Genomic DNA, 19,601 nt, shown 5'->3' on the forward strand with positions numbered 1-19,601 from the left:
TTCCGTGCTTTGCGCGCGGGCATTTCCAGCGACGATTGCATCGTGGGCCAAACGCTCCCCTGGCGCAGCCCGCGACGCAAACTCAACGTCACTGGAAATACCTGCCATGTCATTCGACCGCCGCCTTCCCTCGCTTTCCCGTTTGTCTCTTCGTATCGCCCAGTCCGGCCGCGACGCCGCGCTGACGGCCACGGCCGTGCTGCTGTTCGCGACGGCTGCGAACGCCGCGCAGACCGCGCCCGTGAACCAGGCCGAACCCGCCGACGTGTGCCCCGCGCTGTCGCACATCGTGTCGTCCGCCGACTTCAAGAAGCTGCGCGACGAGCCTGCTGCGACGCTGCCGGGCGTCGATCCGATCGATGACTGCCGTGCCAACACGCATTCCTACGACTGCCGCTGGCGCGCGCACTGGGAAGCCGACGGCTTCGTCAACGATCCGCTCGAAGAAATCGGCGCGGATATCGCCGCGTGCTTCCCGAACGTCGTGCACGACATCAACACGCCGACGCGCCAGCACTTCATCGTGAAGACGGCCGATCGCCGCGTGAGCGTCACGGCGAACGTGCAAGGTCAGAACGAACTGCGTCTGCGCATTGCGCGCTGAGTGTTCTTGACACGGCCTGACGTCATCTCAATCAGCCTGTTCGCGAGCGTATCGTGATCGCCTCTTCATTCGCGCATGTTTTGCGGTTCTTGCTCGCGGCGTGTTGTTTGATGTCGCTGGGCGGGTGCGCGTGGACGTTGATCACGGCCGCCGATGCGACGGGCTCTGTGATTCAGGCGGGCTATGCGATCGCTTCGAACTATTCGTCGCCGACCTTTATCAACGGACGGCGCGCGAAGATCAGCACGGTTTGCATCGAGGTGAACCAGCTGGTTTCGGTTGGCGACTTCGTGCCTGCGTTGCAGCTTGCGCTCGATAAGCGCGGGATTCGATCTGACGTGTATAACCCGGGCACGTCGCCTGCTGGGTGCGAGGCGCGGCTCGTATATAACGCGTCTGTCGACTATGGGCGACGCTCGTTTAGCGATGAGCCGACGCAGTATCTATCCATGATCGATCTCACGCTGATTCAGCATGGGCGGATTCTCGTTACCGCGCGGTATCAGACGGGTGGGCTTGGGGTCGATCGGTATTCGAGTGCTTCGGTGAAGCTGGATGGGTTGATCGATAAGATGGTCGTGAATCAGATTGCTGATTTGCAGGTTGAGACTATTCAGACTTCTGCTATCGGGAAGTGATGCTCCGCAGGGGCTTTGCCGGGCGGGGTTTGGGTTGCCTTTGCGTGCGGTTCCGCGGGTTGGTTTTTGTGTGCTGGCGGTGACGGGCGGTATGCTTGGCTTTGTGCTGGTAGCGACGGGCGGTTTGCTTGGCTTTGCGTTGGCATCCGCGATTCGTTAGCCTGCTTCAAGCGTCGCCCCTGTGCGGGGCGGCACCTACTTTTCTTTGCCGCCGCAAAGAAAAGTAGGCAAAAGAAAGCGGCTAACACCGCCAACATTTCTTCTTGCCTGAGGGCCCCCAAAGGGTCTTACGCCTCACACGGCAACCGCGTGACTCATGCTTGTTGCCAACGCTCTGAATGGGCGCCTCACCCGCTCCATGCGCCCGCGTCGCCACATGCCGCGCCAGACAATCCACTGCCGCCCAGGTGGCAAACTGTGTGTAGGCCGTAGTACCCCACACGCCTCACTCCGGACCGATAGCGCACGCGTTCCACCCTGTAAGAGCGCCAACCTATACGACGCGACAACCTACACACAGTTTGCCACCTGGGCGGCACATACCATTCGCTGCCGCTAGTTCTTGTTCGGGTGCTTGAAGTGGGTGAGGCGCCCATTCAGAGCGTTGGCAACGAACGCGAACAAAGACGTTGCCGTGCGAAGCATAAGACCCGTTGGGGGCCCTCAGACAAGAACTAGAACTGGCGGTGTTAGCCGCTTTCTTTTGCCTACTTTTCTTTGCGGCGGCAAAGAAAAGTAGGTGCTGCCCCGCACAGGGGCGACGCGTGAAGCACGCTAACGAAACGCGGATGCCAGCGCAAAGCCAAGCGAACTACACAAGCGTCGCAGACAAAAAAACCCCAAAACCTCTTACGCACGAAAGATTTCGAAAGCACCCACAGCTTCCGCGCGAAGCGCACCCCAACTACTATCGCCAGGATGAACTCATCCATTATGGTCGTCGACGACGACCCCGTCGTCCGCGACATCGTTCGCGACTATCTGCAAGGCCGTGGCTTCACGGTGTCCGTGCTCGAGAACGGCATGGCGCTGCAACAGGCGCTGCAGCACGAACGTCCTGCGCTCGTCGTGCTCGACATCATGATGCCGGAGCTGGACGGTATCAGCGCATTACGCGCGCTACGTCTCGCAGGCGACAACATCCCCGTGATCCTGCTGACCGCGCGCGCGGATGTGATCGATCGTGTGATCGGTCTCGAACTGGGTGCGGACGACTATCTCGGCAAACCATTCGATCCGAGCGAACTCGTCGCGCGCATCCGCAGCGTGCTGCGACGGCGTGAAAGCGCAGCCCCGAGCGCACCCGAAAATCGCGCGCCGTATCGCTTCGGTCGCTTCGAAGTGAATTTCCCCGCGCGCGAACTGCGCCGCGACGGCGAACGCATCGCCCTGCGCTCAAGTGAATTCGCAATGCTCAAAGTGTTCGTCTCGCATGCGATGACTGTGCTCACGCGCGCGCAACTGCTCGAAAAACTGCACGGCGGCACCGATACGCACCGCAATCGCAGCCTCGATGTATCGATCTGGCGCTTGCGCCGGCTGATCGAAGTCGATCCGTCCGAGCCGCGCTACGTGCAGACCGTGTGGGGCAAAGGCTATGTGTTCGTGCCGGATGGCGAGATCGGCGCAGCGGAACGTTATGACGCGCCCGTCGCGAATCTCTGACACGCTGTAATCCGCCCTTCACGAACGCATCGGCAAGCGTCAACAGCCTGCGCGTCAACGCAGAAAAGAACGCGCGCATGAACGGGACAACAACCAACGCGCGAGCCGCGCCACCCGCGCAAAGCATCAGAACGTCAACACGCTCATGAACATGCGCTGCAGCCAGCCGAGCGTCGTCGAATCGGCAAGCATGCCTTGCCCCGCCTGCTCGATGCGTGCATTCGCCACCTTGCTCGACGCAACGTAGTTCCCCGACTCGATATCCTTCGGGTTCACGATGCCCGACAGACGCAGCCGATCACGGTTGCCGCCCATCGAAATCAGCTTCTCGCCTGATACGACCAGGTTGCCCGTCGGCATCGTGCCGATCACCGTGACGGCGAGCGTGCCCGTCATGCCGCTCGTGTCGGCAATCGATCCCTGCCCCTTGAACGTCGTGCTCGCCGAGCCGATATTGAACAGCCGCGCCAGACGCGCCGCCGTACCCGTCGATTTGTCGGCGGCTTCGGCGGTGATGTCGCTCGCGCGGCTCGCCTGCGCATTCGTGCTGTTCGAGCCGGTGTACGACTCGGACAGACGGATCGTCAGCACGTCGCCGATATGCTGCGCGCGCGGCGTCTCGTACAGCAGAATCCCCGTGCCCGCCTGAAAGATCGCGCCCTGTGTGTTCACGTTGAGCGGCGCGGTCGACAGCGGCGGCAGCATCGGCGTGTCGACGATCGAATCTTTCGTGGCGCCGCAACCGGCGAGCGCGTAGAAAACAGCGGCGCTCGTCAGCACGGCGGCCGCGCGTGGCATGTGCATGGCGTTCATGGTGTGTCGTGCCTCTGCGTGTGATGAAGCAATGAAGCCAATTGAAATCACCCGTTAACCCGCGTCGGGACTGCTCGCCTGCCATTGCCGCACAACCGACTTCATATACGCGTCGGGGTCCTTCAGCAGGTAGATGAGCGTCGCGTTGTGCGTCGCGGGCAACAGGCACAACGTGATCGAACTCACGTCGTTTTCCCAGATGTAGACGGGCAGCTGGCCAGCCGTCGGCGAGCTGACCTGCGTGGCCGTGCGCGGCGCGCCGTAGCGGTCCTCGAACGCGTCGCGCAGATCGTCGGCCGTGATCTCGTCGATCACGAACGAAATCTCGTACAGACGGAAGCCACTCTGTCCATCGACGCGCACGAAGCGCAGCACATGCTCGTCAGCAGGCGTGCCGTCCACGACGGCACGCGATATTTCCCACCCGTCCCCCGCGCGATGCGCCCACTGGCACGCGATCGTCAGGCTCTGCGATGTCTTCAGCCGCATGCCGAGCGAACCCGCGACGTTGTCCGTCTCGCAGACGGGCACGCTGCCGAGCGGCGTCGCGCGCACCCGCGAGACGGCGCGAAATTCGTCGAGCGTGATGCCGAGTGGAATGCCGCGAAACGCGAACGGCTTGTCGACGGTGCGCTTTTTCGCGCCGATCGCCGACATGCGCAACGCGGCCGCCTGTTGCGGCGGCAACATGTTCTGCGCGCTCGCCACGAACGGCATCAGCACACAGGACATGGCCACGGCGCATGCGGTCAGCGCGCGCCCGATCGAAGTGAGTTGCATGGCTCGCCTCGCGTAACTGATGGCAGCAGCTCAGTCGATGGCTGCGGCACAGGCGTCGAACGGCGTCGCGGCCACATGGCCGACGACGGGCAGAATCTTCAGCGTCGCCGAGGTCAGCCGGCACGGCAGCGCCGCGACAGCGCAACCGTCGAGCGGCAGCACCGCCGCGCCCACGGCCGACCACATCGCGAGACGCGCAGCAGCGCGTCTTACGCGCGTGTAAAAGCGTGATTTCGGCACGGCGAACTCCGGCACGTTAGGCCGTCGTGTTGACGTGATTGCCGACCATGCCGACGGGCGACGCGGACGTTTGCGTCGCGCCCGCCTTGTCGCCCGTCGCCGTCGCGGTGGCCGTCGTGGACGTGCCACGCGCGGACGGCTTTTCCGCGGCGGAGGGTCGGGCGATGCTTTGCAGTTGCGTGGTGAAGTGGTTGTTCTGAACAGTCATGGCAAACCTCATGAAGTGCGAGAGTCTTCGGGATCGCCGTGCGCCCGTTCGCGAAAGCATCGCTGAGTCCGGCGCACACGGCGGCGTGTGGCATGACGAATGATCCCGTCTGCCTCGTTGTCACGATGGCTCAAGCAACGCACGTATTTCTGAGGTGCTTACGACCGCTTGCGAATGCACGCGAAATCTTTCCGAACGCGCAAGATGCAGACGTTTTCGCTCAACATCCGGAAGGCGCGCGAGAGAGAAATATTGCGGACTGCAACGTGCGCCGCAGACCGCGCCGCCCCGCCCAGCAAGGAAGGCTTGAGAAGCCGCTCGCCGCGTCCACGCTGCATGAGAGTTGGAGTAAGTGTTGGTAAGGAAAGCTTCAACCGCCGCGCAGCCTTGCCGGACTAGAATTTCGGTATGAATCCACAGGTCCTCATCGTCGACGACGATCCCGTCGTGCGCGATCTGCTTTGCCGCTTCCTGCAATCGAATGGCTACGATGCATCCGTGCTGCATGACGGCACGCATCTGCAACGCCGTCTCGAACGGGAGCGGCCTTCCGTCGTCGTGCTCGACATCATGATGCCGAACACCGACGGCCTGCGCGCGCTCACCGCATTGCGCGCCGCCGGCGACGACATTCCCGTGATCTTCGTGACGGCACGCGGCACGGTGGCCGATCGTATCATCGGGCTGTCGCTCGGCGCCGACGATTACATTACGAAGCCTTTCGATCCACGCGAACTGCTCGCGCGCATCCAGACCGTCTTGCGCCGGCGCGGCCCAGCGACGACCAGCGCGCCGGAAGCGCGCAAGCGTTATCGCTTCGGTCCGTTCGAACTCGACTTCGCGACGCGCACACTGTCACGCGACGAGACGCGCGTCACGCTGCGTGACAGCGAATTCGCGCTGTTGAAGATCTTCGTCAACAATCCGTACAAGGTGCTGTCGCGCGTGCTGATTCACGATCTCGTGCATCGCGACGACCTGCCGTTCCGCGACCGCAGTCTCGATGTGCCCATCTGGCGTCTGCGCCGCGTGATCGAAAACGATCCGTCGAATCCGTGCTACGTGCAGACGGTGCGTGGCAAGGGCTACGTGTTCGTCCCCGACGCGGACCCCAATGGCGCGCCGTTCGCCGCCGATCCCGCGTGACTCCCGCGTGACCCGATTCAGGAATCCGCTGAATACGCTGTTCGGCAGGATGGCGTTGCTGTCGTCGGCGGTGCTGTTTGCGATTCAGGCTGGCTGGTTCGTGCTGGTCGTGATGCAGCCGCCGCATCACGAGGTGGACGGCTACGCGCGCGGCATTCTGCTCGCGCTGCAGGCCGCGAACGGCGAGCCCGTCAACGGCGCCGACGTCGCGCCGGCGCTGCGCGTGCATCTGGTGCCGACATGGAACATGCCGGCCACCGTCCATCTCGAACCGCCCACGCGCAGGCCGTTCGTCGAACTCACCCGCCATTTGCGCGCGAGCCTGCCTCCCGGCACCGAAATCGCCGTCGACGACACGCATATGCCGCGTCTGTGGGTGCGTTTTCCGCGCAAGTCGATGTGGGTCGTGATACCCGTCGATGTTCCACCGCGTCCGCGCTTCGTGATCGAATCCGTTTCGATGCTGCTCGCCGCGCTGCTGCTGTCGCTGCTCGCCGTCTGGCAGATGCAGCGGCCGCTCACGCGCGTCGCGCATGCGGCGCGCGCGTTTGGCGCAGGCAGCCGGCCCGAGCCCGTATCCGAACAGGGACCGCGCGAACTGCGCGATCTGATCGGGTCGTTCAACGACATGATGCGGCGTCTGAACGAAGCGGGCGACGATCAGGCCGTGATGTTCGCGGGCGTCGCGCACGATCTGAAAGCGCCGCTCACGCGTCTGAAGCTGCGCGCGAGCGTGCTCGCCGACGAGAACGAACGCGCGGGCCTGATCCGCGACGTCGATTCGCTGACGAATATCGTGCAACAGTTCCTGGAGTTCGCGGGACAGTCGGCGGAATCGGGACCGATGACGGAAGTGGACGCTTTCCTGCGCGAGCAGTTTTCTTCCACGGACGGCAGTGAAGGCGATGAGGCCGACGATAGCGACAATGGTGAAGCACCGCTTTTCAGGCTCGATCTGCAGGCCGGTTCGCGCTTCACGCTGCCGCGCACGCTGCTCGACCGGCTCGTCACCAATCTCGTCGACAATGCGTTCGAGCATGGAGCGCCGCCCGTCGAAATCGCGACGTCGCGCGACGAACTGCAATGGTTCATCGACGTCCGCGATCACGGGCCGGGCATTCCCGAAGATCGCATCGCGGCCGCGATGAAGCCGTTCGTGCGGCTCGATGCTGCGCGCGGTGGCGAAGGGCATTGCGGGCTGGGCCTCGCAATCGTCGTGCGCCTTGCGCATCATCGCGGCGGCAAGTGCACGGTGGAGAATCACCCGGAAGGCGGACTGCATGTGCGCGTCGCGCTGCCTGTCGCCGAGCCGGAAGCTTGAGGCAATTCCAGGCCGCGAATAGCGGCTAACGCACGTTGGACACGTTACTCACGTTACGTACGCGTGATTTGCGCTTACCTTGCCTTACGGTTGCGCCATTTCACCGCGCTGCGGACCTATAGTGCAATCCGGCGTCCTCGGCGCCTCCCTGTTCGGTCCGTCCCGCTGCCACCTGGGACGGGCCGTTTTTTTTGCGCGACGGAAAAGTCAGAGAAGTAGGCGGTCGCGCAACGTATCGACCGTCGATTGGGAAAGGCCGAGGCCGCGCGTGAGATAGCCCGACATCGTGCCGTAGCTGGACTGCACCTGATCGAAGGACGCCTGCAAATAGCTGGTCTGCACGCTCGCAAGCGGCTTTTCGGCATTCGCGGCCAGATCGCCGCTCTCCTGGCGACGCGCCTCGACACGCGCCGAAATCGAATTCGCCATATACGTGTTCGACAGCAGATAGTCCTGCATGATGATGTCGAACGGCACGTTGGCGATACTCAACAGGAGCGCCGCAGCCCAACCCGCGCGATCCTTGCCCGCGCTCGAATGAAGCAGCTGTGGGCCGGCCGTGCTGGCGAGTTGCGAAAGCAGCGAGCCGAATGCCGCGCGCTGCATGGCATCCATCACGTAGAGCCGCTGTGCGCGTTCCATCGACGACACTGCGCTCCCCTCGCGATCCAGCATGGGTGTGATGACATCCTCGCGTCCTGTGACGTTGATCTTCACGTATGCCGCGTTGGCGGGCAGCGCGTCGGATGCACGCTCGATCTCGCCGGGCGTACGCAGATCGTAGACAGCCGTAATGCCGAGCGAATCGAGCACGGCTGCATCGGCGGCGTTTTGCGTCAGCGCATTCGAGCGGTAGAACGCGTTGCGCCGCACGACGCGGCCGTCGACTGTCGGATAGCCGGCCGCCGTCCCACCCACATCACGAAAATTTTCCAGTGACGCGAGACGCGGCGTCGGCGCCTGATCCGAGCCCGCGTTGTTGCCGCCGCACGCCGTCAGCAGCGTGCTGCCCATGCCGGAGAGCAGCAGCGCACCCGCCGTGCTCTTCAGGAAGCGGCGGCGCGACGCGAGCGGCGCTCGCATGTGCGATGGCGCCAGCACAGTCGGCAAGGCGTAGAGATCGTGCGCAGCGGCGAGCGAAATGTCCGCTTTCGCAGAGGAAGTCATCGTTGTGTCTACAAGGTGCGGCGCGGGCGCCGCGCGCAAATGCGAAAGACGCACGCGGGTCACGTGCAGGTTTGACGAACCGATCGACAGTGTAATTAACCGCATGGGTCGATCACTTACGGCGTCGACGTGCAGTGTAATGGACGAAAACAGCTCAAGGGTTACACAGTAGCAATCAGTAAGGAATCGCAATGTGGGCGCCTCGCCCGCCGTTCCGCCATGTGAGACGCGGGCTGGAATACGGGCGCGCTTTTTTTGCCGCGCATTGGCCGCAATCGAGGCGGACCGTAGAATACAAGCCACCTGCGGCACGCCGGACGAGCATCAGAATCACAACAGCAACCCACGTACACGGGATCACAGGAGAGGGGATGGCGTCATTTCAGTGGTTTACCGAGCTGTCGACGAGCGAAAGGCGCACGCTCTTCGCAGGCTTCGGCGGCTATGCCGTCGACGCGTTCGACTTCATGATCTACTCGTTCCTGATTCCGACACTGATCGCGACGTGGGGCATGTCGAAGAGCGAAGCGGGGATGATCGCAACGAGTTCGTTGATCTCCTCGGCGATAGGCGGCTGGATGGCGGGCGTACTCGCCGACCGCTACGGCCGCATCCGCGTGCTGCAATGGACGATCGCGACCTTCGCGCTGTTCACCTGCCTGTCCGGCTTCACACACAACTTCTGGCAACTGCTGACGACGCGCACGCTGCAAGGCATCGGCTTCGGCGGCGAATGGTCGGTGGTGACGATCATGATGGCGGAGACGATCCGCTCGCCGCAGCATCGCGCGAAAGCCGTCGGCACCGTGCAGAGCAGCTGGTCGTTCGGCTGGGGAGCGGCGGCCATTCTCTACTGGGCGTTCTTTGCGTTGCTGCCCGAAGAATATGCGTGGCGCGCGTGCTTCTGGATCGGCATCGTGCCCGCGCTATGGATCATCTATATCCGCCGCAACGTCAGCGATCCCGACATCTATATCGCGACGCGCCGCGCACGCGACAGCGGCATCGACACCTCGCATTTCCTGCAGATTTTCTCCGCCGCGCACGTGAAAACGACGATCCTCGGCAGCGCGCTGTGCAGCGGCATGCTGGGCGGCTACTACGCGATCACGACCTGGCTGCCGACTTATCTGAAGACCGTGCGCCATCTGTCCGTGTTCAACACGAGCGGCTATCTGGTCGTGCTGATCGTCGGTTCGTTCATCGGGTATATCGTCGGCGCGATTCTCTCGGACCGGATCGGACGGCGCGCGTCGTTCATCCTGTTCGCGATCAGCTCGTTCCTGCTGGGCATGATCTACACGATGCTGCCCATCACCGATGGTGCGATGCTGCTGCTCGGTTTTCCGCTCGGCATCGTCGTGCAGGGAATATTCGCGGGCGTTGGTGCGTATCTATCTGAGTTGTATCCGAATGCGATTCGCGGCTCGGGACAGGGTTTCTGCTATAACCTCGGGCGCGGTGTCGGCTCGTTCTTTCCGATTCTGGTCGGCACGCTGTCGCAGACGATGACGCTCGTGAAGGCGATCGGCATCGTCGCGGGTTCGGGCTATCTGCTCGTCGTCGTGGCGGCGCTGGCGCTGCCCGAAACGAAGGGCAAGTCGCTTGCGGCCGAAAGCGCGGAATCGGCGGAACACGTGTAATACCACCCATGCAAACGATCGTTCTCGGCGGCGGCATCATCGGTGTCGCCACCGCTTTCTACCTGCGCGAGCGCGGCTGCGACGTCACCGTGATCGAGCGCGAATCCGACGTCGCGCTAGCGACGAGTTTCGGCAACGCGGGCGTGATCGCGCCCGGCTACGTGACGCCGTGGGCCGCGCCCGGCATGCCGTTCAAGATCCTGAAGTATCTGTTCAAGCCCGCGTCGCCGCTGATCTTCCGGCCAACGTTCGATCTCGCGCAATGGCGCTGGATCGCGCGCTGGCTGCGCGAATGCGATCTCGCGCGCTTTCGCGTCAACAAGCAGCGGATGCAGCGCATCGCGTACTACAGCCGCGAATGCCTGCGCGAGTTTCGCGGGCATCATCCGTTCGAATACGGACGCAGCCAGGGCTATCTGCAACTCTTTCGCACGGCGTTCGACGTCGAACTCGCGCAGCCCGCGCTTGCCGTGCTACGCGACGCGGGCATCAGGCATCGCGAAGTGAGCGCGGCCGAATGCGCCGAGATCGAGCCGGGACTGCGCTGGGCGCGTCAGGCACCGTTGAGCGGCCTCTATCTACCCGACGACGAAGCGGGCGACTGCGCGCGCTTTACGCGGGAATTGCGCGCGATCTGCGAGGCGAACGGCGTGCGCTTTCGCTTCGATACACGCGTGACGGCGCTCGACGTGCGTGGCCGCGCGGTGCATGGCGTGCATGTCGAGAGCGCGGCGGGCAGCGAGACGCTGGTGGCGAATGCCGTCGTCGTGGCGGCGGGCGTCGATAGCGCGGATCTGCTTGCGCCGCTTGGCGTGAAAGTACCGCTGTATCCCGTGAAGGGTTATTCGGCGACGCTGCAGATCGTCGACGATGAAAAGTCGCCGCGCGCCGCGTTGATGGACGAATCGTTGAAGACGGCGATCACGCGGTTCGGGCCGAATCTGCGCGTCGCGGGTACGGCCGAGCTTGGCAACCGGCAGACCACATTGCGCGAGCAGGCGCTGCAGACGCTGATGAAAGTGCTCGACGACTGGTTCCCGCATGCGACGGCGCCCTCTTCTGCTCAGTTCTGGGTTGGACGCCGTCCGATGACGCCCGATGGCGCGCCGTTGCTCGGGCCGTCCGGCATTGACGGGTTGTGGATCAATCTTGGACATGGCTCGACCGGTTGGGCGATGTCGCTGGGGTCGGGGCGGGTGGTCGCGGATCTGATTACGCAGCGCGAGCCGGAGATCGATCTGGATGGGTTGACGTTGGAGCGGTATCGCGGTTCTTGATTTTGATTTGGTCTGCTGCGGTTGGTCTGCATTGCGCGTCATGCGTAGACGACGGGCACGCTTGCCAGTGATCGATATCGCGCGCCGGTGCGAGCCAGCGTGCTCGAATAGAGCGTCAACGAGTCGAAGCGCGCGTTCAGCTCGTGTCGCAAGTCCGTTGCCGGGCCGACTGCCGCCGCGTCCTGGCGGTAGCGCGCGAGCGTTACATGCGGTCTGAATGAGCGGGCATCGACGGGCAGGCCGAGCGCGATCATCGACGAGCGCACGCGCCAGTCCAGAGCGACGAATTCATCGGACATGGCGAGCGTGGCCACCGTCAGGCGCGGGTGTGAGGCGCGTGGCCAATGTTCGATTTTTGTTATTGGCGTGAGCTTGAGCGGCACTGTCTCGTGCGTTAGTGATTCGATCAGCGGTGCGGCTTTTTCTTGGGGCAGTACGCCGATGAACGTTACCGTCAGGTGCAATTGTTCGTAGGGGACGCGGCGCGCGGTTGTGGGGATGTCGATGGACGATAGCGCGTCGCGGGTCGCCGTGTCGGGGACTAGTGCTATGAAGCACCGCTGGTAGTCATGCTGATCGGTCGTCGCTTCGATGTTCGGGTCTGAGGCGGACCCGGCGCTTTCTTTTTGGTCTGGCTGCGGATCGGTGCGTTGCATTGTGGCTCTCCTGGCGCGTTCCCGCTCATCGACACTTTATGCCTGTTCGATCGTGTCTGCGATGGGTGGTTCGGTTTGGGTTGCGCTGGCATCCGCGATTTGGTTTGCGCTGGCATCCGCGTTGCGGTGTTTGCTGCGCATGCGGTTTCGTTTTTTTTGACTTTGCGCTGGCATCCGCGTTTTGCCTTCGTGCTTCATGCGTCGCCCCTGTGCGGGACGGCACCTACTTTTCTTTGCCGCCGCAAAGAAAAGTAGGCAAAAGAAAGCGGCTAACACCGCCAACATTTCTCCTTGCCTGAGGGCCTCCAAAGGGTCTTACGCTTCACACGACGGCGCCTTTGTTTGCGTGCGTTGCCAACACGCTGAATGGGCGCCTCACCCGCTTCGAATGCACTTGCACAGGCAAGCGGCAGCGAATGGTATGTGCCGCCCAGGTGGCAAACTGTGTGTAGGTTGTCGCGTCGTACACGGTAGCGCTCTTACGGTGGGACGCGTGCCCTATCGGTCCGAAGTGAGGCGTGCGGAGCACCTGGGGCCTACACACAGTTTGCCACCTAGGCGGCGGTGGAATAGCTGGCGCGGCGTGCTGCGACGCGGGTGTGTGAAGTGGGTGATGCGCTGGATTGGAGCGTTGGCAACGAACGCGAACAGGAAAGTTGCCGTGTGAAGTGAGGGACCGGTTGGGGCCCTCAGGCAGGAAGAAGAATTGGCGGTGTGAGCCGCTTTCTTTTGCCTGCTTTTCTTTGCGGCGGCAAAGAAAAGTAGGTGCCGCCCCGCACAGGGGCGACGCGTGAACCGCAAACACCATAACGCGGATGCCAGCGCAACGGCTAATAAACCGAACTGCCTGCGCAGCAAACCCCGCAACGCGGATGCCAGCGAAAACGCCGAAACATCCTAGCGTCGCAGACAAACAAAACCAACTACCTCGGCAATTCAGAATGCCCCATCAGATACGCATCAACTGACCGCGCACACTGCCGCCCTTCGCGAATCGCCCACACCACGAGCGACTGTCCACGCCGCATATCACCCGCAGTGAACACCTTGTCGACCGACGTGAAATAAGCCTTATCGCCTTCGGTGGAAGCACGGACGTTGCCACGCGCATCCTTATCGACGCCGAAGGCCTCAAGCACAGGCGAAACAGGCTGCGTAAAGCCCATCGCCAGCAACACGAGATCGGCCTTCATTTCGAATTCGGAATCGGGCACTTCAACCATCTTGCCGTCCTTCCATTCGACACGCGCCGCGATCAGCTTCTCGACCTTGCCGTTCTTGCCTTCAAAGCGCTTCGTAGCAACCGCCCAATCGCGCTCGCAACCTTCCTCATGCGACGACGACGTGCGCAGCTTCACCGGCCAGTACGGCCACACGAGCGGCTTGTTTTCCTCTTCCGGCGGTTGCGGCAGCAATTCAAACTGCGTGACACCCTTCGCACCATGACGGTTCGACGTGCCCACGCAATCCGAACCCGTATCGCCACCGCCAATCACGACAACATGCTTGCCCTTCGCGAGCAGCTGATCCGCAACCTTGTCGCCCGCGTTGACCTTGTTCTGCTGGGGCAAAAATTCCATCGCGTAATGAATGCCCGAAAGCTCGCGTCCCGGCACAGGCAAATCACGCGGCGTCTCGGAGCCGCCCGTCAGAATCACGGCATCGAACTGATCCTTCAGTTCTTCAGGCGTGATGGTTTCCTTCGCCGTGTTGCCGATGTGCGCCGGAAGCGGGTCCTTGCCCACGAACACGTTCGCGCGGAACGTCACGCCTTCCGCTTCCATCTGGCGCATGCGGCGGTCGATCAGCCACTTCTCCAGCTTGAAGTCGGGAATGCCGTAACGCAGCAGGCCGCCAACGCGGTCGTTCTTCTCGAACACCGTCACGTCATGACCGACGCGCGCGAGTTGCTGCGCAGCCGCCATGCCCGCCGGGCCCGACCCGACGACGGCAACCTTCTTGCCCGTCTTGTGCTTCGGCGGTTGCGGTGCGACCCAGCCTTCCGTCCATGCCTTGTCGATGATCGCGTGCTCGATCGACTTGATGCCGACCGGGTCGTCGTTGATGCCCAGCGTGCACGCCGCTTCGCACGGTGCCGGACAAATGCGGCCCGTGAACTCGGGGAAGTTGTTCGTCGAATGCAGGACTTCGATCGCGTTCTTCCAGTCCTGACGGAATACCAGATCGTTGAAGTCCGGGATGATGTTGTTCACCGGGCAGCCGTTGTTGCAGAACGGGATGCCGCAGTCCATGCAACGCGCGCCCTGAATCTTGGCTTCGTCGTCGGTCAATGCCGCGACGAATTCCTTGTAGTGCTTCACACGCGTGAGGGTGCTTCGTACGCCTCGTGGCGGCGCTCGAACTCGAGAAAACCGGTTGCCTTGCCCATATGGTTCTCTATGTCTATCTAAATCGGTGAGGGGATCGGCGCCCGCCGCTTTGCGCTTTCGCAAGCGGCAGGTGCGCTTCGTTATGTCGTCAGTGGTTGGGTCGGGAAACGATCAGGCCGCGAGCACTTCCTTGGCAGCCTTCTTCGCGCCCATTTCGCCCAGCGCGCGCTTGTATTCGGTCGGGAACACCTTCACGAACTGACGGCGCGACGCATCCCAGTTTTCGAGCAGCGCCTTCGCACGCGGCGAGCCCGTGAACTGGAAGTGACGTTCGATGAGCCCCTTGAGCATCGCTTCGTCGGTCTGGCCCATGTGCCACAGCGCCTTGTCGACCGTGCGTTCCTGTTCGGCCTGTTGCAGCACCGGCTCGAGCGCGACCATCGACTTGTTGCACTTCGCCGCGAACGATCCGTCCACGTCGTACACGTAAGCGATGCCACCCGACATGCCCGCCGCGAAGTTGCGGCCCGTTTCGCCGAGCACGACGACCGTGCCGCCCGTCATGTATTCGCAGCCGTGGTCGCCCGTGCCTTCGACAACCGCCGTCGCGCCCGAGTTACGCACGCAGAAACGCTCGCCCGCAACGCCGCGGAAGAACGATTCGCCTTCGATCGCGCCGTACATCACCGTGTTGCCGCAGATGATGTTCTCTTCGGACTTGCCGCGGAAATCGTTCGTCGGACGGATGATGATGCGGCCGCCCGACAGACCCTTGCCGACGTAGTCGTTGCCGTCGCCGACCAGATCCAGCGTGATGCCCTTCGCGAGAAACGCGCCGAAGCTCTGGCCCGCCGTGCCCTTCAACTGGATGTGGATCGCGTCGTCGGGCAAACCGTCGTGGCCGTACTTCTTCGCGATCGTGCCGGACAGCATCGCGCCGACCGTACGGTTCACGTTGCGCACCGGCTGGATGAACGACACGTGCTCGCCCTTCTCGATCGCCGCCTTCGCCTTCTCGATCAGCACGTGATCGAGCGCGCGGTCGAGGCCGTGGTCCTGCGAATCGACGTGCATGCGCGCGACGCTCGCGGGGACGCTCGGCTGATAGAACACGCGCGAGAAGTCCAGACCCTTCGCCTTCCAGTGCTCGATGCCCTTCTTCATATCGAGGAATTCGCTGCGGCCGATCAGGTCGTCGAACTTGCGCACGCCCAGTTGCGCCATGATTTCGCGCACTTCTTCAGCGATGAAGAAGAAGAAGTTCACGACGTGTTCCGGCTGGCCCTGGAATTTCGCGCGCAGCACGGGGTCTTGCGTCGCGACGCCGACCGGGCACGTGTTCAAGTGGCACTTGCGCATCATGATGCAGCCTTCGACGACGAGCGGCGCCGTCGCGAAACCGAATTCGTCCGCGCCGAGCAGCGCGCCGATCACGACGTCGCGGCCCGTCTTCATCTGGCCGTCGGCCTGCACGCGGATACGGCCGCGCAACTGGTTCAGCACCAGCGTCTGCTGCGTTTCGGCAAGGCCCAGTTCCCACGGCGTGCCGGCGTGCTTCACCGACGACAGCGGCGATGCGCCCGTGCCGCCATCGTGGCCGGCGATCACGACGTGATCCGCCTTTGCCTTCGCGACACCCGCAGCGACCGTGCCGACACCCACTTCCGACACCAGCTTCACCGAGATGCTCGCTGCCGAATTCGCGTTCTTCAGATCGTGGATCAGCTGCGCCAGATCTTCGATCGAATAGATGTCATGGTGCGGCGGCGGCGAAATCAGACCGACGCCCGGCACCGAGTAACGCAGCTTGCCGATGTACTCGGACACCTTGTGACCCGGCAACTGTCCGCCTTCGCCCGGCTTCGCGCCCTGCGCCATCTTGATCTGGATCTGGTCGGCCGACGACAGATACTCCGCCGTCACGCCGAACCGGCCCGACGCGACCTGCTTGATCTTCGAGCGCAGCGAATCGCCTTCCTTCAGCGGGATGTCGGTCACGACTTCATCGCCGAGGATGGTCTTCATCGTGTCGCCATTCTTGATGGGGATGCCGCGCAGTTCGTTGCGATAGCGGTTCTCGTCCTCGCCGCCTTCGCCCGTGTTCGACTTGCCGCCGATACGGTTCATCGCCACAGCCAGCGTGGCGTGCGCTTCCGTCGAAATCGAGCCGAGCGACATCGCGCCCGTGGCAAAGCGCTTGACGATTTCCTTCGCCGATTCGACTTCGTCGAGCGGAATCGCCTTCGACGGATCGACCTTGAATTCGAACAGGCCACGGAACGTCATGTGACGCTTGGTCTGATCGTTGATCAGATGCGCGTATTCCTTGTACGTCTGATACGAGTTGCTGCGCGCCGAGTGTTGCAGCTTGGCGATCGCATCCGGCGTCCACATGTGGTCTTCGCCGCGCACGCGGTAGGCGTACTCGCCGCCCGCGTCGAGCATGGTCGCGAGAACCGGGTTGTCGCCGAACGCGTCGCGATGCAGACGGATCGCTTCTTCCGCCACTTCGAACAGGCCAATGCCGCCGACCTTCGACGCCGTGCCCTTGAAGTACTTGCTCACGAGATCTTCAGCGAGACCGACTGCCTCGAAAATCTGCGCGCCCGTGTACGACATGTACGTCGAAATACCCATCTTCGACATGACTTTGTACAGGCCCTTGCCGACTGCCTTCGTGAAGTTGTAGACCGCCTTTTCCGCCGACAGGTCGCCCTTCATGCCAACTGCCATCTGCGCGAGCGTTTCCATCGCGAGGTACGGGTGGACAGCTTCCGCGCCAAAGCCCGCGAGCAGCGCGAAGTGGTGCGTCTCACGCGCCGAGCCCGTTTCGACGACGAGCCCCGTGCTCGTGCGCAGACCTTGCTGCACGAGGTGCGAGTGGATCGCCGACGTAGCGAGCAGTGCCGGAATCGCGACGTTGTCGCGGTCGGTCTTGCGGTCCGACACGATCAGCATGTTGTAGCCGGACTTCACGGCATCCACGGCTTCCGCGCACAGCGACGCGAGGCGCGCTTCGATGCCTTCCTTGCCCCATGCAACCGGGTAGCAGATGTTCAGTTCGTACGAGCTGAACTTGCCGCCCGTGTACTGATCGATCGCGCGAATCTTCGCGATGTCCTTGAAGTCGAGCACAGGCTGCGACACTTCGAGACGCATCGGCGGGTTGATGTTGTTCGTATCCAGCAGGTTCGGCTTCGGACCGACGAACGACACCAGCGACATCACCATGTTTTCACGGATCGGGTCGATAGGCGGGTTCGTGACCTGCGCGAACAGCTGCTTGAAGTAGTGATACAGCGTCTTGTTCTTGTTGGACATGACGGCCAGCGGCGAGTCGTTGCCCATCGAGCCAACGGCTTCTTCGCCTGCCTGCGCCATCGGCGCCATCAGGAACTTGAGGTCTTCCTGCGTGTAGCCGAACGCCTGCTGGCGGTCCAGCAGCGCAGCCGCTTCGCGGCGCTCCGCGACGACGTCTTCCGCGTTCGGCTCGATTTCGTCGAGCTTAATGCGCACTGCGTCGATCCAGCTCTTGTACGGCTTGGCGTTCGCGAGGTTGTCCTTCAGTTCCTTGTCGTCGATGATGCGGCCGTGCTCCATGTCGATCAGGAACATCTTGCCCGGCTGCAGACGCCACTTCTTGACGATCTTCGATTCGGGAATGGGCAGCGTGCCCGCTTCCGACGCCATGATGACGAGGTCGTCGTCCGTGACGATGTAGCGCGCCGGACGCAGGCCGTTACGGTCGAGCGTCGCGCCGATCTGGCGGCCGTCGGTGAACGCGATTGCAGCGGGGCCATCCCACGGTTCCATCATCGCGGCGTGGTATTCGTAGAACGCGCGGCGGTTGTCGTCCATCAGCGTGTGCTGCTCCCATGCTTCGGGAATCATCATCATCACCGCGTGGACGAGCGGGTAGCCGGCCATCACGAGCAGTTCGAGACAGTTGTCGAACGACGCCGTGTCCGATTGGCCCGGATAGATCAGCGGCCACAGCTTCGGCAGGTCGTCGCCGAGCACGTGCGAGGCGATCGCGCCCGTACGCGCGTTCAGCCAGTTGACGTTGCCCTTCACCGTGTTGATTTCGCCGTTGTGGGCGATCATGCGATACGGGTGAGCCAGTTCCCACGCCGGGAACGTGTTGGTCGAAAAGCGCTGGTGCACGAGCGCGAGTGCCGACACGACGCGCTCGTCCTGCAGGTCGCGGTAGTACACGCCGACCTGGCCCGCCAGCAGCAGACCCTTGTAGACGACCGTGCGCGCCGACATCGACGGCACGAAGTATTCCTTGCCGTGCTTCAGCTTGAGCGCCTGGATGCGGTGGCTCGCCGTCTTGCGGATCACGTACAGCTTCCGCTCCAGCGCGTCCGTCACCATGATGTCCTTGCCGCGTCCGATGAAGATCTGGCGGATCAGCGGCTCGCTCGCCTTCACGGTCGGCGAGATCGGCATGTTGTGGTCGGCGGGCACGTCGCGCCAGCCGAGCACGACCTGGCCTTCGGCCTTCACCGTGCGCTCCAGTTCCTGCTCGCAGGCGAGACGCGACGCGTGTTCCTTCGGCAGGAAGATCATGCCGACGCCGTATTCGCCCTCGGGCGGCAGCGTCACGCCCTGCTTGGCCATTTCCTCGCGGTAGAACGAGTCCGGAATCTGGATCAGGATGCCCGCGCCGTCGCCCATCAGCGGATCGGCGCCGACAGCGCCCCGGTGATCGAGGTTTTCGAGGATCTTCAGGCCCTGCTGGATGATTTCGTGGCTTTTCTTGCCCTTGATATGCGCAACGAAGCCGACGCCGCATGCGTCGTGCTCGTTTGCGGGGTCGTATAGACCTTGCGCGGCGGGAACCGTGGAAAGCGGCTGCTGATGGTCGTTCATGGGGACACCGTCTGTCAGGGGCCGTGGGGCCGTTGAACCATTTTGTTTTTGCCCGCCGAGCGGACTTCGACCGCGCGGGCGGCCGCGGACGCGCGATATTGCAGTTGCACATCGGGACGCCGGAAATCGGAATATACGCGACGAATCAAAGGAATAGCAAACAAAATGTGATGGTCGGACCCCTATTATCAATGTGGTGCATTTTTCGCCCTATTAATTGGTGCCACATCAAAATAGG

15 protein-coding genes and 1 pseudogene are annotated in these 19,601 nt (G+C 62.8%); 7 read left to right on the forward strand and 9 right to left on the reverse strand.

Annotated elements, in window-relative coordinates:
* Positions 1 to 106 precede the first annotated feature (106 nt).
* From H1204_RS15865 to H1204_RS15875, 3 genes are all read left to right on the forward strand, one after another.
* Positions 107 to 604 carry a hypothetical protein gene (locus H1204_RS15865; RefSeq protein ID WP_180729052.1) on the forward strand — a complete coding sequence of 166 codons (498 nt, stop codon included), beginning with the start codon at positions 107 to 109 and terminating at the stop codon, positions 602 to 604.
* 110 nt (positions 605 to 714) lie between these two features.
* The gene (locus H1204_RS15870) at positions 715 to 1,242 is read left to right on the forward strand and encodes a hypothetical protein (RefSeq protein ID WP_243468637.1); all 528 of its coding nucleotides are present in this window, start codon (positions 715 to 717) and stop codon (positions 1,240 to 1,242) included.
* 918 nt (positions 1,243 to 2,160) lie between these two features.
* A complete protein-coding gene (locus tag H1204_RS15875; protein ID WP_009771308.1) occupies positions 2,161 to 2,907 on the forward strand; it encodes a response regulator in 747 nt (248 codons plus the stop codon).
* Positions 2,908 to 3,033: 126 nt separating this feature from the next.
* Here the strand turns inward: H1204_RS15875 and H1204_RS15880 are convergent, their stop codons facing one another.
* Genes H1204_RS15880 through H1204_RS15895 form a run of 4 tightly spaced genes read right to left on the reverse strand, consistent with a single transcriptional unit; the run spans position 3,034 to position 4,948 of the window.
* Positions 3,034 to 3,720 (reverse strand): flagellar basal body L-ring protein FlgH, encoded by a 687-nt coding sequence (locus tag H1204_RS15880; protein WP_007739199.1) that lies wholly within the window; start codon positions 3,718 to 3,720, stop codon positions 3,034 to 3,036.
* A gap of 54 nt (positions 3,721 to 3,774) precedes the next feature.
* A complete protein-coding gene (locus tag H1204_RS15885; RefSeq protein WP_180729054.1) occupies positions 3,775 to 4,500 on the reverse strand; it encodes a hypothetical protein in 726 nt (241 codons plus the stop codon).
* A gap of 30 nt (positions 4,501 to 4,530) precedes the next feature.
* The gene (locus H1204_RS15890; RefSeq protein WP_035991111.1) at positions 4,531 to 4,740 is read right to left on the reverse strand and encodes a DUF6726 family protein; all 210 of its coding nucleotides are present in this window, start codon (positions 4,738 to 4,740) and stop codon (positions 4,531 to 4,533) included.
* 16 nt (positions 4,741 to 4,756) lie between these two features.
* A complete protein-coding gene (locus H1204_RS15895) occupies positions 4,757 to 4,948 on the reverse strand; it encodes a hypothetical protein (protein WP_180729055.1) in 192 nt (63 codons plus the stop codon).
* Positions 4,949 to 5,356: 408 nt separating this feature from the next.
* Here H1204_RS15895 and H1204_RS15900 point away from each other — a divergent pair, with 408 nt between their 5' ends.
* Positions 5,357 to 6,094, forward strand: coding sequence for a response regulator (locus H1204_RS15900; RefSeq protein ID WP_180729056.1), 738 nt, complete (start codon positions 5,357 to 5,359; stop codon positions 6,092 to 6,094).
* On the forward strand, positions 6,063 to 7,415 hold the full coding sequence (locus tag H1204_RS15905) for an ATP-binding protein (RefSeq protein ID WP_180729057.1): 1,353 nt from the start codon (positions 6,063 to 6,065) through the stop codon (positions 7,413 to 7,415). The genes H1204_RS15900 and H1204_RS15905 overlap by 32 nt, the downstream gene beginning before the upstream one ends.
* Positions 7,416 to 7,622: 207 nt before the next feature.
* Here H1204_RS15905 and H1204_RS15910 read toward each other — a convergent pair whose 3' ends face one another.
* A complete protein-coding gene (locus tag H1204_RS15910) occupies positions 7,623 to 8,582 on the reverse strand; it encodes a tyrosine-protein phosphatase (protein WP_243468520.1) in 960 nt (319 codons plus the stop codon).
* Between the two features lie 371 nt (positions 8,583 to 8,953).
* Between H1204_RS15910 and H1204_RS15915 the strand changes: the two genes are divergently transcribed.
* Positions 8,954 to 10,225 (forward strand): MFS transporter, encoded by a 1,272-nt coding sequence (locus H1204_RS15915; RefSeq protein ID WP_180729059.1) that lies wholly within the window; start codon positions 8,954 to 8,956, stop codon positions 10,223 to 10,225.
* A gap of 8 nt (positions 10,226 to 10,233) precedes the next feature.
* On the forward strand, positions 10,234 to 11,502 hold the full coding sequence (locus H1204_RS15920) for a D-amino acid dehydrogenase (protein ID WP_180729060.1): 1,269 nt from the start codon (positions 10,234 to 10,236) through the stop codon (positions 11,500 to 11,502).
* A 38-nt stretch (positions 11,503 to 11,540) separates the two neighbouring features.
* Here the strand turns inward: H1204_RS15920 and thpR are convergent, their stop codons facing one another.
* From thpR to H1204_RS15940, 4 genes and pseudogenes are all read right to left on the reverse strand, one after another.
* Positions 11,541 to 12,158, reverse strand: a complete 618-nt coding sequence (gene thpR / locus H1204_RS15925; RefSeq protein ID WP_180729061.1) for an RNA 2',3'-cyclic phosphodiesterase — start codon at positions 12,156 to 12,158, stop codon at positions 11,541 to 11,543.
* Positions 12,159 to 12,194: 36 nt separating this feature from the next.
* Entirely contained in the window at positions 12,195 to 12,356 is a 162-nt protein-coding gene (locus H1204_RS15930) for a hypothetical protein (protein WP_180729062.1), read from the reverse strand.
* Between the two features lie 725 nt (positions 12,357 to 13,081).
* Positions 13,082 to 14,547 (reverse strand): annotated as a pseudogene (locus H1204_RS15935) (glutamate synthase subunit beta).
* A gap of 112 nt (positions 14,548 to 14,659) precedes the next feature.
* Positions 14,660 to 19,363: a glutamate synthase-related protein gene (locus H1204_RS15940; RefSeq protein WP_180729063.1), complete on the reverse strand. Its 4,704-nt coding sequence runs from the start codon at positions 19,361 to 19,363 to the stop codon at positions 14,660 to 14,662.
* Between the last annotated feature and the right edge of the window lie 238 nt (positions 19,364 to 19,601).

Source organism: Paraburkholderia sp. PGU19 (assembly GCF_013426915.1).
Taxonomy (GTDB): Bacteria; Pseudomonadota; Gammaproteobacteria; order Burkholderiales; family Burkholderiaceae; genus Paraburkholderia.